This is a genomic window from Cellulomonas sp. NPDC055163 (assembly GCF_053607065.1).
Map to the genome: position 1 here is coordinate 1 of NZ_JBSGSU010000014.1, position 15,112 is coordinate 15,112.

General features: G+C 75.2%; 12 protein-coding genes. 11 read left to right on the forward strand and 1 reads right to left on the reverse strand.

The window, feature by feature from the left end; translation table 11 throughout:
• A partial coding sequence (locus ACWFNE_RS19825) for a hypothetical protein (RefSeq protein WP_452124143.1) occupies window positions 1-268 on the reverse strand: 268 nt, incomplete at its 3' end.
• Between ACWFNE_RS19825 and ACWFNE_RS19830 the strand changes: the two genes are divergently transcribed.
• The 11 genes from ACWFNE_RS19830 to ACWFNE_RS19880 all read left to right on the forward strand — a co-directional run bounded on the left by ACWFNE_RS19830 (window position 267) and on the right by ACWFNE_RS19880 (window position 15,065).
• Window positions 267-2,105 (forward strand): peptidoglycan D,D-transpeptidase FtsI family protein, encoded by a 1,839-nt coding sequence (locus tag ACWFNE_RS19830; RefSeq protein ID WP_452124144.1) that lies wholly within the window; start codon window positions 267-269, stop codon window positions 2,103-2,105. The two genes, ACWFNE_RS19825 and ACWFNE_RS19830, sit on opposite strands and share 2 nt — an antisense overlap.
• Before the next feature lie 79 nt (window positions 2,106-2,184).
• The gene (locus tag ACWFNE_RS19835; protein WP_452124145.1) at window positions 2,185-3,780 is read left to right on the forward strand and encodes a UDP-N-acetylmuramoyl-L-alanyl-D-glutamate--2,6-diaminopimelate ligase; all 1,596 of its coding nucleotides are present in this window, start codon (window positions 2,185-2,187) and stop codon (window positions 3,778-3,780) included.
• Entirely contained in the window at window positions 3,777-5,237 is a 1,461-nt protein-coding gene (locus tag ACWFNE_RS19840; RefSeq protein WP_452124146.1) for a UDP-N-acetylmuramoyl-tripeptide--D-alanyl-D-alanine ligase, read from the forward strand. The genes ACWFNE_RS19835 and ACWFNE_RS19840 overlap by 4 nt, the downstream gene beginning before the upstream one ends.
• The gene (gene mraY / locus ACWFNE_RS19845; RefSeq protein WP_452124147.1) at window positions 5,234-6,316 is read left to right on the forward strand and encodes a phospho-N-acetylmuramoyl-pentapeptide-transferase; all 1,083 of its coding nucleotides are present in this window, start codon (window positions 5,234-5,236) and stop codon (window positions 6,314-6,316) included. The genes ACWFNE_RS19840 and mraY overlap by 4 nt, the downstream gene beginning before the upstream one ends.
• The gene (gene murD, locus ACWFNE_RS19850; protein WP_452124148.1) at window positions 6,316-7,743 is read left to right on the forward strand and encodes a UDP-N-acetylmuramoyl-L-alanine--D-glutamate ligase; all 1,428 of its coding nucleotides are present in this window, start codon (window positions 6,316-6,318) and stop codon (window positions 7,741-7,743) included. The genes mraY and murD overlap by 1 nt, the downstream gene beginning before the upstream one ends.
• Before the next feature lie 11 nt (window positions 7,744-7,754).
• Window positions 7,755-9,002 carry a putative lipid II flippase FtsW gene (ftsW, locus tag ACWFNE_RS19855; protein ID WP_452124149.1) on the forward strand — a complete coding sequence of 416 codons (1,248 nt, stop codon included), beginning with the start codon at window positions 7,755-7,757 and terminating at the stop codon, window positions 9,000-9,002.
• Window positions 8,995-10,251, forward strand: coding sequence for an undecaprenyldiphospho-muramoylpentapeptide beta-N-acetylglucosaminyltransferase (gene murG / locus ACWFNE_RS19860; protein ID WP_452124150.1), 1,257 nt, complete (start codon window positions 8,995-8,997; stop codon window positions 10,249-10,251). Before ftsW ends, murG begins: the two co-directional genes overlap by 8 nt.
• Window positions 10,252-10,346: 95 nt before the next feature.
• A complete protein-coding gene (gene murC / locus ACWFNE_RS19865) occupies window positions 10,347-11,744 on the forward strand; it encodes a UDP-N-acetylmuramate--L-alanine ligase (RefSeq protein WP_452124200.1) in 1,398 nt (465 codons plus the stop codon).
• A complete protein-coding gene (locus ACWFNE_RS19870; protein WP_452124151.1) occupies window positions 11,741-12,856 on the forward strand; it encodes a cell division protein FtsQ/DivIB in 1,116 nt (371 codons plus the stop codon). Before murC ends, ACWFNE_RS19870 begins: the two co-directional genes overlap by 4 nt.
• A 188-nt stretch (window positions 12,857-13,044) precedes the next feature.
• A complete protein-coding gene (ftsZ, locus tag ACWFNE_RS19875) occupies window positions 13,045-14,298 on the forward strand; it encodes a cell division protein FtsZ (RefSeq protein WP_452124152.1) in 1,254 nt (417 codons plus the stop codon).
• 8 nt (window positions 14,299-14,306) lie between these two features.
• A complete protein-coding gene (locus ACWFNE_RS19880) occupies window positions 14,307-15,065 on the forward strand; it encodes a polyphenol oxidase family protein (protein ID WP_452124153.1) in 759 nt (252 codons plus the stop codon).
• Window positions 15,066-15,112: the final 47 nt, after the last annotated feature.

Genomic DNA, 15,112 nt, shown 5'->3' on the forward strand with positions numbered 1-15,112 from the left:
CCCCCACCCCGGCCGCCCGTACCTCCGTGCCGCGCACCTCGACCGGAGATGCGACGCCGCTCGCGGCGGGCCGGAGCGGCAGCGTGCCGCGCTCCACTCGCCCGGACGACTCGGCACGGCGCACCCCGGCGCCGCGCGCCCCTTCGCCGCGCACGTCGGTACCGCGCACGGCCGCACGAGCCGCGAGCCCGGTCGTCGCACCGCTCCGCAGCTCCGCCCCGCGTGCGGCGTCGTCCTCGACGCGCACGCCGCCGGCGGGCGAGCGCATGCTGCGCCCCGGCCCGGCCGGACGCGCCACGGTGCGCCGCGGTCTCGTCCCGTCGGAGCGCGTCCGGGTCCCCGCCCGCCGCGTCCCGCCGCCCCCGGCCCTCCCGCCCGAGCCCGCGGACCCGCGCCGCCGGCAGGCCGTGCTGACGGTGCTCGTCCTCGTGCTGCTCACGGTGTTCGCCGGGCGGCTCGTGTACATCCAGGGCTTCCAGGGGGAGGCCATCGCCGCGAAGGCCCTCGAGGAGCGGCTCTCGTACGCCGAGCTCATCGCGGCGCGCGGTCAGATCACGGACGCGAACGGCAAGCCGCTCGCGACGTCCGTCGAGCGCTACACGATGCACGTCAACCAGCGCGAGCTCGCCAAGTGGGAGGTCAAGGGCAGCGACCCGCTCGTCGAGGGACCGGCCGGCGCCGCCGCGAGGATCGCGCCGATCCTCGGCATGAACCCGGCCGAGCTGGGCGCGGTGCTCACGGGGAACGCCAAGTACAAGGTCGTGCAGCGCGACGTGCTGCCGGCGCAGGTCCGCGCGATCCGCGACCTGAAGATCTACTCGATCGGGTTCGACCCGACCCCCAAGCGCGTGTACCCGAACGGCATCGTCGCGGGGAACCTGCTCGGCTGGGTCAACCGTGAGGGTCAGGGCGCGTCGGGCCTCGAGGCCCTGCTCGACGAGCGGCTCGCCGGCACGCCGGGTGTCGCGGTGTGGGAGCGCGGGCGCCTCGGCCAGCAGATCCCGGGCGGCTTCCAGGACGGGACGAGCCCGGAGGCCGGCGACAGCGTGCAGCTCACGTTGCTCAACGACCTGCAGTTCTACGCCCAGGAGGCCATCGACGCGCGCGTCGCGGAGACGGGAGCGAGCTCGGGCGTCATCGTCGTGCTCGACCCGCGGACGGGGGAGCTGCTCGCGCTCGCGGACTCGGGCGCGGTCGACCCGAACCATCCGTCGGCCGGCAACCTGCGCGGGTCGAGCGCCATCTCGGACGTCTTCGAGCCGGGCTCGACCGCGAAGGTCGTGACGATGGCCGCGGCGCTCGAGCTCGGCGTCACGACACCGACGACGCCGTACGAGGTCCCGTACCAGTACACGACGGCGAACGAGCAGACGTTCAAGGACTCGCACGAGCACGCCGGCCTCAAGCTCACGACGACGGGCGTGCTCGCCGAGTCGTCGAACACGGGCACCGTGATGATCGGGCAGGACATCCCGCAGCAGGTGCGCCACGACTACCTCGCCAAGTTCGGCTTCGGCTCCCAGCTCGGGATCGAGCTGCCCAACGAGTCGAAGGGCCTCCTGCACCCCTCCGACGAGTGGGACGGGCGCACGAAGTTCGCGGTCCTGTTCGGGCAGGGCGTCTCCGTGACCGCGCTGCAGGCGACGTCGGTCTTCGCCACGATCGCCAACGACGGGGTGCGCGTCCAGCCGCACCTCATCAAGGGCTGGACGGCCGCCGACGGCACGCCCGCGACGGTCGAGCCGCCCACGTCGACGCAGGTCGTCTCGCCGCAGACCGCCGACACGGTGCTCACGATGCTCGAGAGCGCGGTCGACGAGGGCACCGGCGGTAACGCCGCGATCCCGGGCTACCGCGTGGCGGGCAAGACGGGAACCGCGCAGAAGTTCAACCCGAACGGCATCACGGCGTCGTTCATCGGCGTGGCGCCGGCGGACGACCCGCGGATCGCGGTCGGGGTGTTCCTGCAGGACCCCCGCTCGTCGGAGTGGGGCGGCACGGTCGCCGCGCCGGTCTTCAGCGACGTCGCGGGCTTCGCGCTCCAGGAGCTCGGCGTCGCCCCGTCGGGGGTCCCCGCGCAGCTCTTCCCGACCACGTGGGAGTGAGCCCGCGGGCCCCTCGTCGACCGGACGGGGGACTCCCGTCGCGCCGCTGGGGCGCCTCCGTCCGGGGTAGATTCTCCCCATGACGTCCCCCCAGGGCCGGCTGCGCCCTGAGCATCCCGCCACGCACCGGGTCGTCGACCTCGTCGCCGCGTTCGAGCTCGAGGTACGCGGCCCGGCCCCCCATCCCGACGCCGTCCTCAGGGGCGTGACCGTCTCGAGCTCCGACACCGCACCGGGCGACGTCTTCGTCGCCCTGAGCGGCGCGAAGGTGCACGGCGCCACGTACGCCGCCCAGGCCGTGCAGCAGGGTGCGGTCGCGGTGCTCACCGACGCGGCCGGTTCCGAGCTCCTCGCCCGCGCAGCCGGCGGCCTGCCCGTCCCGGTGCTCGTGACCCCGGATGCGCGCGCGCTCGCCGGGCCCGTCGCCGCGTGGGCGTACGGCCACCCGGCGGCCGGTCTCGCGAGCGTCGGCATCACCGGCACCAACGGCAAGACGACCACGACCTACTTCGTCGACGCGGCGCTGCGCACGGCGCACGCGCGCACGGTCGTGCTCGGCACGGTCGAGCTGCGGATCGGCGACGACGCGATCGAGAGCCCGCGCACGACCGTCGAGGCGCCCGTGCTGCAGGCGATCCTGGCGCTGGCCCGCGAGCGGGGAGCGACGGCGGTCACGACCGAGGTCTCGTCGCACGCGCTCGCGCTGGGGCGCGTCGGCGGTCTCGAGCTCGACGTCGCAGGGTTCACGAACCTGCAGCGCGACCACCTCGACTTCCACGGCGACATGGAGGGCTACTTCCGCGACAAGGCCCGCCTGCTCGCGCCCGGACAGGCGCGCCGCGGGGTCGTCGTCGTCGACGACGAGTGGGGCCGGCGGCTCGCCGCCGAGGCGCGGATCCCCGTGGAGACCGTCTCGACGCACGTCGGCGCGGACGTCGCGACGACCGCGGACTGGGCCGTGACGAGCGCGGACATCGGTCTCGACGGCGTCGGCTCGACGTTCACGCTGCGCGGGCCCGACGGCAGCGAGCACGTCGCGGCGAGCCCGCTGCCGGGACTGGTCAACGTGTCGAACGCCGCGCTCGCCGTCGTGCTCGCGCACCGGGCGGGCGTCGAGCTCGCGACGGCCATCGAGGCGGTCGGCCACGCGCACGCGATCCCCGGCCGCATGGAGCGCGTGATCGAGCGCGCCCCCGGGACGCCGCTCGCGCTCGTCGACTACGCCCACACGCCGGACGCTCTGGTGCTCGCGCTCGAGGCCGTCCGCCCCATCACGCCCGGGCGCCTCGTGATCGTCTTCGGCTCGGACGGCGACCGCGACCGCGGCAAGCGCCCGATCATGGGCAAGGTCGCCGCGCGCCTCGCGGACGTGCTCGTCGTGACCGACGAGAACCCGCGCTCGGAAGACCCCGCGTCGATCCGTGCGGCGATCCTCGACGGTGTGCGCGCGGAGCGCCCGTCGCTCACGGACGTGCACGAGGCGACCAGCAGGACCCAGGCCATCCACGACGCCCTCGACCTCGCGACGGACCAGGACACGATCATCATCACCGGCAAGGGCCACGAGCCCACCCAGGAGATCGCCGGGGTGTTCCACCGGTACAACGACCGCGACGTGCTGCGTGCGGCGCAGGCGGCGCGCACGGCGCGCGAGAGCCAGGGGCTGCCCGCGTGATCGCGCTCACGGCGGCCGACATCGCGGCCGCGACCGGCGGCGTGCTGCGCCCGGAGACCCTCGACCCCCGCACCGTCGTGACCGGTCCCGTCGTGGTCGACTCGCGTCAGGTCGGGCCGGGGTCGCTGTTCGTGGCGCTGCCCGGCGAGCACGTCGACGGGCACGACTTCGCCGCAGGTGCCGTCGAGGCCGGCGCGTCGCTCGTCGTCGCGGCGCGCGAGCTGACCGGACCCGGGGGAGAGCCGCTGCCGTGCGTCGTGGTCCCCGACGTCGAGAAGGCGCTCGGCGACCTCGCGCGCGACGTGCTGGTGCGGCTGCGCGAGGCCGCGGTCGAGCCCGGCGGCTCGGGCCTCCAGGTCGTCGCGGTCACCGGCTCGGTCGGCAAGACGACGACGAAGGACCTGCTCGCGCAGCTGTGCGGTGCGGCGGGCCCGACGGTCGCCCCCGAGAAGTCGTTCAACAACGAGATCGGCCTGCCGCTGACCGTGCTGCGGGCCGACGAGCACACGCGCTACCTCGTGCTCGAGATGGGGGCGAGCGGGATCGGGCACCTCACGTACCTGACCGACATCGCGCCCCCGGACGTCGCGGTCGTGCTCGTCGTCGGCTCGGCTCACCTCGGGGAGTTCGGCGGGATCGAGGCGGTCGCGCGCGCGAAGTCCGAGCTCGTCGCCGGCCTCGTCCCGGGCGGCACCGCGGTGCTCAACGCACAGGACGAGCGCGTCATGGCGATGGCCGCGCTCGCGAGCGGGGACGTCGTGACGTTCGGCGGCACACCCGGCGCGACGGTCCGGGCGACCGACATCCACCTCGACCGCGCCGGTCGCGTCTCGTTCACCCTCGTGGCACCGGGCGCCGACGGCACCGACGTGAGCGCGCCCGTGCAGCTGCGGCTCGTGGGGGAGCACCACCTGAACAACGCGCTCGCCGCGGCGGCGGCCTCGCTCGCGGTCGGCCTGCCCCTCGAGCACGTCGCGGAGGTGCTGAGCGCCGCCGACGCGCTGAGCCCGCACCGCATGCACGTCGTCGACCGCCCCGACGGGGTCACCGTCGTCGACGACTCCTACAACGCCAACCCGGACTCGATGCGGGCCGCGCTCAAGGCCCTCGCGGTGCTCGCCGGGAGGGACCGGCGCTCGGTCGCGGTGCTCGGGGAGATGCTCGAGCTCGGCCCGGACGCACGCGCCGAGCACGAGGCGATCGGGCTCATGGTCGTCCGGCTCAACGTCGCGCTGACCGTGGTGGTCGGGGCGGGTGCGCAGGCGATCGCCGACGGGGCGGTGCGCGAGGGCTCGTGGGGCGAGGAGGTCGTCGTCGTGCCCGACGTCGACGCCGCCGAGCGGTTCCTCGCCGAGGAGCTGCGCGCGGGCGACGTCGTGCTCGTGAAGTCGTCCTACGGCTCCGGGCTCTGGCAGCTGGGCGACCGGCTGCTCGCACCGCAGGAGGTCGCCCCGTGAGAGCGGTCCTGATCTCCGGCGGGCTGTCGATGCTCGTCGCGCTCCTCGGCACCCCCCTGTTCATCCGGTTCCTGATCCGCCGGCAGTACGGCCAGTTCATCCGGCAGGACGGCCCCACCGCGCACTACACGAAGCGCGGGACGCCCACGATGGGCGGCGTCGTGATCATCGGCGCCACGCTGCTCGGCTGGGTCGGCGGCCTGATCGCGACGCAGCAGCTGCCGAGCGTGTCCGCCGTGCTCGTGCTGTTCCTCATGACAGGGCTCGGCACCGTCGGGTTCCTCGACGACTTCATCAAGATCTCCCGGCAGCGCAGCCTGGGCCTCAAAGCCAAACCGAAGATCCTCGGCCAGGGGCTCGTCGGTATCACGTTCGCCGTCGCCGCTCTGCAGTTCCCCAACGAGCAGTTCCGCACGCCCGCGTCGACGCGCGTCTCGTTCATCCGGGACACCAACATCGACCTCGCGTTCGCGGGCGCGACCGTCGGGCTCATCTTGTTCGTGCTGTGGGCCAACTTCCTCATCACGGCGTGGTCCAACGCCGTGAACCTGACGGACGGGCTCGACGGCCTCGCGACGGGCGTCTCCCTCATCGTCTTCGGCGCGTACGTGCTCGTGGGCGTGTGGCAGTTCAACCAGAGCTGCCAGTTCCTCGCGACGGCCGGGCCACGCTGCTACGAGGCGCGGGACCCGCTCGACCTCGCGGTCGTCGCCGCGGCGATCACCGGGGCGTGCTTCGGGTTCCTGTGGTGGAACGCGAGCCCCGCGAAGATCTTCATGGGTGACACCGGGTCGCTCGCGCTCGGCGGCGCGCTCGCCGGCCTGTCGATCCTGTCCCGCACCGAGATCCTCGCGGCGATCATCGGCGGGATGTTCGTGCTCGTCGTGCTCTCGGACGTCATCCAGATCGGCTTCTTCCGGATGACCGGCAAACGCGTGTTCAAGATGGCGCCGCTGCACCACCACTTCGAGCTCTCCGGCTGGGGCGAGGTCACGATCGTCATCCGGTTCTGGATCATCGCCGGGCTGTTCGTGGCCGTCGGGGTCGGCATCTTCTACGGCGAGTGGGTGGCCGGCTAGTGGACCTCGCACGTCACCGGGTCGTCCTCGCGGGGCTCGGGGTCTCGGGGCGCGCCGCGCTCGAGGTCCTGACGGCCGCGGGGGCGCACGTCGTCACGGTCGACCGGCACGCACCCGAGGCCGACGCGTCCGACTCCGCGGCGTTCGTCGCCGGCGGTGGCCTCGACGGCGTCGACCTCGTCGTCGCGTCGCCGGGCTGGCCGCCGAGCGACCCGCTCCTCGCCGCCGCGCTCGAGCGCCGGGTGCCCGTCTGGAGCGAGGTCGAGCTCGCGTGGCAGCTGCGCGTGGACCGCGCGGGCGGCGACGGTCCTGCGCCGTGGCTCGCGGTCACGGGGACCAACGGCAAGACCACGACCGTCGGGATGCTCGCGTCGATCCTGCGCGCGGGCGGCGAGCACGCCGCGGCCGTCGGGAACGTCGGGACGCCGGTCGTGCTCGCGGCGACCGACCCGAGCCTCGACGTGCTCGCGGTCGAGCTGTCGAGCTTCCAGCTGCACTTCACGCACTCGATGTCGGCGCAGGCGGCCGCGGTGCTGAACGTCGCGGAGGACCACCTCGACTGGCACGGCTCGTTCGACGCGTACGCGGCGGACAAGGGCCGGGTCTACGAGCGGACGCAGGTCGCCTGCGTGTACAGCGCGATCGACCCCCGGACCGAGCAGCTCGTGCGCGAGGCCGACGTCGACGACGGGGCCGTCGCGGTCGGCTTCACGCTCGGGACGCCGCGCGTGGGTCAGGTCGGCGTCGTCGAGGACGTGCTGGTGGACCGGGGGTTCGCGTCGCTGCGGCACACGCACGCCGCCGAGCTCGGCACCCTCGCGGACCTCGCGCACCTCGCCGGGGCGGACGGAGCCGTGCCCCCGCACGTCGTCCAGAACGCCCTCGCCGCCGCGGCGCTCGCGCTCGCGCACGGCGTCGCCCCGGTCGCGGTGCGCGAGGGGCTGCGCGCGTACTCCCCGGGCGGGCACCGCATCGAGCGGGTCGCGCAGACCGACGGGATCGCGTGGGTCGACGACTCGAAGGCCACGAACCCGCACGCCGCGGCGGCCGCGCTCGCGTCCTTCGAGGCGGGGTCGGTCGTGTGGATCGCGGGCGGGCTGGCCAAGGGCGCGACGTTCGACGAGCTCGTGCGCACGCGCCGGGACCGGCTGCGGGGCGTCGTGCTCATCGGCGTCGACCAGCAGCCGCTGCGGGACGCGCTCGACCGACACGCGCCCGAGGTTCCCGTCGTGGCCGTCGATCCCGGTGACACTGGATCGGTGATGACCCGCGCCGTCGACTCCGCGCGCACGCTCGCCGGTACCCAGACCCCCGTGACCGTGCTGCTCGCGCCGGCGTGCGCGTCCATGGACCAGTTCACCTCGTACGCCGAGCGCGGGGACGCGTTCGCCGCGGCCGTCCGGGCACTCGCTCCGGACGAGTCCTGAGGCCCGCGGCCGTGGCGCAGACGACGCCCGCCCGGCCCGGCGCGGTCGAGCCCCCGTCCCCGGGGCGCTCGCGCGCCGGGTCGCTGCTGGGGCAGTGGGACAGCGCGGTGACGAGCTACTACGTGCTCACGGGCGCCACGGCGCTGCTCATCGTGCTCGGGCTCGTGATGGTGCTGTCGAGCTCGAGCGTCGAGTCGCTCGCCGCGGACAAGTCCCCCTACGCGGTGTTCGCGACCCAGGCGCAGTTCGCGCTCATCGGCGTGCCGATCATGTTCGTCGCGTCGCGCCTGCCGGTGCGCTTCTACGCGGCGGTGGCCTGGCCGGCTCTCGCCGGCGCCGCAGTGCTCCAGCTCCTCACGCTGACGCCGCTCGGCTGGGCCGTGGGTGGCAACCGTGGCTGGATCCGCGTCGGCGGGTTCACGATGCAGCCCGCCGAGGTGGTCAAGGTCGCGCTCGCGCTGTGGCTGGGGGCGGTGCTCGCACGCAAGCGGCCGCTCCTGGGGGAGTGGCGGCACGCGCTCGTGCCCGCCGTGCCCGTCGCGGGCGGCATGGTCGGGCTCGTCATGCTCGGCCGTGACCTCGGGACGGCGCTCGTGATCCTCGTGCTCATCGCGGGGGCCCTGTTCATCGCCGGGGTCCCGCTGCGCGTGTTCGGCTTCGCGGGCGTGATCGCCGCTGCGGGTGTCGCCGCGCTCACGATCCCCAGCGCGAACCGCAGGAAGCGCATCTTCTCCTGGCTCGGCGAGTGCGACATCAGCAACGAGTGCTACCAGACCGAGCACGGCGCGCGCGCTCTCGCGACCGGCGGCTGGGGCGGGGTGGGGCTCGGCGGGAGCGCCGAGAAGTGGTCCTACCTGCCCGAGGCGCACAACGACTTCATCTTCGCGATCATCGGCGAGGAGCTCGGCCTCATCGGCACGCTGCTGGTGCTCGGCCTGTTCACGCTGCTCGCGCTCGCGATGTTCCGCATCATCCGGCGCCACCCCGACCCGTTCGTCAAGATCACCACGGGCGCCGTCGCGTGCTGGGTGATCGGGCAGGCGCTCCTGAACATCGGCGTCGTGATCGGTCTCGCGCCGGTCATCGGCGTCCCGCTGCCGCTCGTCTCCGCGGGCGGCTCGGCGCTCATCATGACCATGACGGCCCTCGGCATGGTCATCTCGTTCGCGCGCGCCGAGCCCGGTGCTGCCGAGGCCCTCGCCGCGCGCCCGCACGTCGTGCGCCGCTCGCTCGCGGTGCTCGGGAGGATCCGTGCCTGACCTGCCCCGTCGTTCCGTCCTGCTCGCCGGTGGAGGGACCGCCGGCCATGTGAACCCGCTGCTCGCGGTCGCCGAGGAGCTCCGGCGCCGCGACCCCGGCGTCCGGCTCACGGTGCTCGGCACCGCGTCGGGCCTCGAGGCGCGCCTGGTGCCCGAGCGCGGGCTGCCGCTCGCGCTGGTCCCGCGCGTGCCGCTCCCGCGCCGCCCGAGCTCGGACGTGCTCCGCCTCCCGGGGCGCCTGCGCGAGGCCGTGCGCGCCGCGGGTGACGCGATCGACGCGAGCGGGGCCCAGGTCGTCGTCGGGTTCGGCGGGTACGTCTCGATGCCCGCGTACCTGGCCGCGCGGTCGCGCGCCGTGCCGGTCGTGGTGCACGAGCAGAACGCCCGTCCCGGGCTCGCGAACCGGCTCGGCGCCCGCTGGGCTGCCTCGGTCGCCGTGACCTTCCCCGGCACCGAGCTGCCCGGCGCGCTCGTCACCGGCCTGCCGCTGCGGCCCGAGATCGCGGGGCTGATCGCGGACCGTGCGCGCGACGCGGCCGGGACCCGCACCGGCGCGGCGCGCCGGCTCGGGCTGGACCCGGCGCTGCCGACGCTCGTCGTCACGGGCGGCTCGCTCGGGGCCGTGAGCGTCAACGCCGCGATCGCGTCGGTCGCGGCGGACCTGATCGCGGCGGGGGTGCAGGTCCTGCACTCGACCGGCGCGGGCAAGGCGGACGCCGTGCGCGCCGTCGTGGACGGCCTGCCCGGCGCCGAGCGCTACCACGTGCGCGAGTACCTCGACGAGATGCAGCTCGCGCTGGCGTGCGCCGACGTCGTGCTGGGCCGCTCGGGTGCGGGGACGGTCAGCGAGATCGCGGCGCTCGGGCTGCCGGCGGTGTACGTCCCGCTGCCCATCGGCAACGGCGAGCAGCGCCTCAACGCGGCGCCCGTCGTCGCGGCGGGCGGTGGTCTCGTCGTCGCGGACGACGAGCTCACGGCACCGTGGCTGCGTGAGCACCTGCTGCCGCTGCTCGTCGGCCCGGACGCGCGTGGGGAGCGTGAGCGGATGGGCGCCGCGGCGGCCTCCGTGGGCGTGCGGGACGCGGCCGCCCGTGTCGCCGACCTCGTCGAGGCGCACCTCGCGCCGGCGAGCGCGGAGGGTGCCGCGCACGGAGCGAGCTCGGACCGCACCGCGGCGGAGGGCACGGCGCAGGGCGGCACCGCACCGGACGGCACGGCGCACGGCGTCCCGTCGGGCGAGGCCCCGTGAGCGGGCCCGCCCCCACGCACGTCCAGGACCTCGTCGCCGCCGACGGCCTCACGGTCCTGGGCCGCACGCACCTCGTCGGCGTCGGCGGCGCCGGCATGTCGGCGGTCGCGGGGCTGCTCGCGGCGCGCGGCGTGCCGGTCAGCGGGTCCGACGCGCAGGACGGCCCGGCGCTCGTCCCGCTGCGGGCTGCGGGCGTGACGGTGTTCGTCGGGCACGACGCAGCGCACCTCGACGGGGTCGACACGGTCGTCGTGTCCTCCGCGGTCCGCGAGTCCAACGTCGAGCTCGCGCGCGCACGGCGGGACGGGCTGCGCGTGCTGCACCGGTCGGAGGCCCTGGCCGCGCTCATGGTCGGGCGGCGCTCGGTCGCCGTGGCGGGCGCGCACGGGAAGACGACGACGTCGGCGATGGTCGCGACGGCGCTGCTCGAGGCCGGGCTCGACCCGTCGTTCGCGATCGGCGGCACGGTGCTGACCGTGGGGGGGCCCGTGGCCGGGGGCCGGCCGGGCGAGGGTGCGGCGTTCGTGGCCGAGGCCGACGAGTCGGACGGCTCGTTCCTCGCGTACGCGCCCGAGGTCGCGGTCGTGACCAACGTCGAGCCCGACCACCTCGACCACTACGGCACCCGCGAGGCGTTCGAGGACGCGTTCGTGGCCTTCACCGAGCGCGTCGTCCCCGGCGGGCTGCTCGTCACGTGCCTCGACGACCCGGGCGCCGCGCGCCTCGTCGAGCGCACGCGCGTGGATCTCGCCGGGCGCGGCGTCGACGTGGTCACGTACGGCACGGACGCCGGCGCGGACGTCGTGGTGGGGCCCGTGCGGCTCGAGGGCGGCGCGTGGACCGCGACGATCGACGCCGCACCGGCGATCGGCAGCACGACGCTCGTCCTGACGGCTCCCGGCGCGCACAACGCGCTCAACGCCGCCGCGGCGTACGTCGCCGCACGGCGGCTCGGCGCGTCGGTGCCGTCGGCGACCGCGGGGCTCGCCGCGTTCCGGGGCACGGGCCGACGGTTCGAGCACCGCGGTGACGCGGGCGGCGTCCGGGTCGTCGACGACTACGCGCACCACCCCACCGAGGTGGCGGCGCTGCTGCGGGCTGCCCGGGCCGTCGCGGGGGACGGACGCGTCCTCGCGCTGTTCCAGCCGCACCTGTTCTCGCGCACCCGGACGTTCGCCACGGAGTTCGCGGAGGCGCTCGACCTCGCGGACGTCGTCGTGGTCACCGACGTGTACGCGGCGCGCGAGGACCCGGACCCCGAGGTGACCGGGGCGATGATCGCCGAGCGCGTCCCGACGGAGGGCAGGGCGACGTTCGTCGCCGATCGCGTGCAGGCGGCGGTCGCGGTCGCGCGCGCTGCCCGGCCCGGTGACCTGCTGCTGACGGTCGGGGCGGGGGACGTCACCGCGCTGGTGCCCGACGTGCTCGCGGAGCTCGCGCGCGCGGCCGGAGCCGGTGCCGGGCCGCAGTCGGGCGCCGCGGAGGACGCATGACGCCACCGCCGCGCCGACCCGTGACCGGTCGCCCGGCACGTCCGCGGCCGGCGCCCGCCCGCCCGGCTGCCCCGGCTGCCCGGCCTGAGGCGCGCCCGCGCGCGCTCCCGCCCGCCGAGCCGCGCCCGTCGACGGGCTCTCAGCGCACCGCGCCGGGCGACCCGCGCACGACGGGCGAGCACCGGACCGTCCCGACGCCGCTGCGGCCCTCGGGTCCACGGACGGCGCGCGAGCCCGCGCCCGACACCGGCGGCCAGCCCCAGGTCCTCGACCCGCACGCCTCGACCGTGACGACGTACACGTCCGGCCGGCGGGGTTTCGCGCTGCCGGTGCGGGCCTCTGTCGTCTCCGAGCGGTCCGCCGAGCGGTTCGCGGAGCGGGCGCGGGCGCGTCGCCGGCTCGCGGTCCGCCAGGTCGTCATCGGCGCGGGCGGGCTCCTCGCGGTCGGCTCGCTCGCCTGGCTCCTGCTCCTGTCGCCGGTGTTCGCGCTCGACCCGGCGCGCGTGGCGATCTCCGGGGCCGGCACCGTCGTGGCCGTCGACCAGGTCGCCGCGGTGGTCGGGGCTCGTGCCGGCACCCCGCTCCCGCGCCTCGACACCGTCGCGCTGCGGGACGACGTGCTCGAGGTGCCGGGTGTGCGCGAGGCTCGCGTGATGCGCGACTGGCCCCGCGGGCTCGTCGTCGAGCTGGTGTCGCGCGAGCCCGTCGCTGCGGTCCCCGAGCCGCCGTCGACCTCGGCGGCGGCTCCGGACGGCCCCGTCGAGGGCTTCGCGCTGCTCGACATGGAGGGCATCCAGGTGGGGCGCGTCGACGTCCCGCCCGAGGGGCTGCCCGTCGTGCGGGTCCCGGTGGGCGACGCCCGGACGCTGCGGGCCGTGCTCACGGTGCTCGAGGCGCTGCCGCCGGACCTGCTCGGGCAGGTCGGGGAGGTCTCGGCGGAAACTCAGGACACGGTGTCGATGGTGCTGCGCGACGGGGCGGAGGTCGTGTGGGGGAGCGCCCACGAGACGGCGCTCAAGATCGCCGTGCTGCAGGCGCTGCGTGCGGCGCCGACGAGCGCGGGCGCCGCCGTCTTCGACGTGTCCGCCCCGACCCTGCCGATCACCCGGTGACGCGCGCGACATCGCCGACACGCCCGGGGTGGTCGTTGCTCCCGGCGTGCGACACACCTACCGTCACGACAAGAAGCACCTGACATAACTATAACCCTCTAGTAGAGGGTGAAGGTTTCGGCGGGTGCAGGGGTCAGATCCCGGCTCCGCACACCCGCAGCACTGGCGCACAACGAGAGGCACCCACCGTGGCAGCTCCGCAGAACTACCTGGCGGTCATCAAGGTCGTCGGCATCGGCGGTGGCGGCGTCAACGCCGTCAACCGCATGATCGAGGTCGGCCTCAAGGGTGTCGAGTTCATCGCCATCAACACGGACGCCCAGGCGCTCCTCATGTCGGACGCCGACGTCAAGCTCGACGTGGGCCGCGAGCTCACGCGTGGCCTCGGTGCCGGCGCGGACCCCGAGGTCGGCAAGAAGGCCGCCGAGGACCACGCGGAGGAGATCGAGGACGTCCTGCGCGGCGCCGACATGGTCTTCGTGACCGCGGGCGAGGGTGGTGGCACCGGGACCGGTGGCGCACCGGTCGTCGCCCGGATCGCCCGCTCGCTCGGCGCCCTCACCATCGGCGTCGTCACCCGCCCGTTCACCTTCGAGGGCCGGCGCCGCTCCGTGCAGGCCGACTCCGGCATCGACGCGCTGCGCGCCGAGGTCGACACGCTCATCGTCATCCCGAACGACCGGCTCCTGTCGATCTCGGACCGCTCCGTCTCGGTGCTCGACGCGTTCCACTCGGCGGACCAGGTGCTGCTCTCGGGCGTCCAGGGCATCACCGACCTCATCACGACGCCGGGTCTAATCAACCTCGACTTCGCCGACGTGAAGTCCGTCATGCAGGGCGCCGGCTCGGCGCTCATGGGCATCGGCTCCGCGCGCGGTGAGGACCGTGCGGTCCAGGCCGCCGAGCTCGCGATCTCCTCGCCGCTGCTCGAGGCCAGCATCGACGGCGCGCACGGCGTGCTGCTGTCGATCCAGGGCGGCTCCGACCTCGGCCTGTTCGAGATCAACGAGGCGGCGCGGCTCGTCCAGGAGGCCGCGCACCCCGAGGCCAACATCATCTTCGGTGCGGTGATCGACGACGCCCTCGGCGACGAGGTGCGGGTCACCGTGATCGCGGCCGGCTTCGACGGCGGCTCCCCGGTCGTGCGGCGCGAGTCGCGCGGGCTCGGTCAGGTGAGCGGCAGCTCGGCGCCGCCGCGGCTCGCGCCGCCGGTGACCGTCCCTTCGCACGCCGCCCCGCGACCGGTCCCCGCGGACGACGACGTCGTGCGCGTCGGCGCAGCGCCGGTGCACGCTGCGCCGCGGCAGGTCCCGGCGTTCCTCGCGAGCGAGCACGAGCCCGCGCCGGCGACCGGCCAGCTCGAGGTCCCGCGCGTGTTCGAGGAGGAGCGCGTGACGCGCCGCCCGAGCGAGGACCTGGACGTCCCCGACTTCCTCAAGTAGCCGCACGGGTGGGCGCGCGCGCGATCGACGTGCTCGAGGTCGACCTCGGCCCCGGCGTCCGTGCGGGGTTCACGACGCGCACGGGCGGCGTGAGCCTCGCCCCGTGGGACTCGCTCGACCTCGGGCTGCATGTCGGCGACGACCCCGACCGGGTGCTCGTCAACCGCGGGCGCGTCGAGCGGTGGCTCGGTGGGCGCGTCGCGTTCGCTGCGCAGGTCCACGGTCCGGACGTCCTGACCCTGGAGCGCGAGCCGGCTCCCGGGGAGGTCGAGGTCGGCGTGGCGGACGCGCTCGTCGCCGCACGTCCGGGCGTCGGGCTCGGCGTGCTGGTCGCCGACTGCGTCCCGGTCCTGATCGCCGACGCCGGCGCGGGCGTCGTCGGAGTCGCGCACGCCGGCCGGCAGGGTCTCGAGCGCGGGGTGCTCGAGGCTGCGGTGCGGGCTCTGGTCGCCGCAGGTGCCCGGCTCGAGCACGTCCGGGCCGTCGTGGGCCCGGCGATCAGCGGGGTCGAGTACGAGGTGCCCGCCGCGCTGCGCGAGCAGGTCGCGGCGTCGGTCCCCGAGACCTGGGCGACGACGGCGTGGGGGACCCCTGCGCTCGACCTGCCCGCCGGCGCGCGTGCGGTGCTCGCGCGGGCCGGTGTCGAGGACGTGACCAGCGTCGACGTGTGCACGGCGCGCGACCCGCGGTTCTTCTCGCACCGCCTCGCGACCCGGGGTGGCACGACGACCGGTCGGTTCGCGGGGGTGGTTCGCTCGTCCGGGTGACATCGGGTGATCTACGGTAAGTCGAGAGGCGCCGCGCGTGTCGCGGG

Bases quoted from the DNA above. Each gene is read 5' to 3' on its own strand.
- ACWFNE_RS19870 (WP_452124151.1), top strand. From the start codon at position 11,741: ATGACGCCACCGCCGCGCCGACCCGTGACCGGTCGCCCGGCACGTCCG.
- murC (WP_452124200.1), top strand. From the start codon at position 10,347: ATGTCGGCGGTCGCGGGGCTGCTCGCGGCGCGCGGCGTGCCGGTCAGC.
- ACWFNE_RS19835 (WP_452124145.1), top strand. From the start codon at position 2,185: ATGACGTCCCCCCAGGGCCGGCTGCGCCCTGAGCATCCCGCCACGCAC.
- ACWFNE_RS19830 (WP_452124144.1), top strand. From the start codon at position 267: ATGCTGCGCCCCGGCCCGGCCGGACGCGCCACGGTGCGCCGCGGTCTC.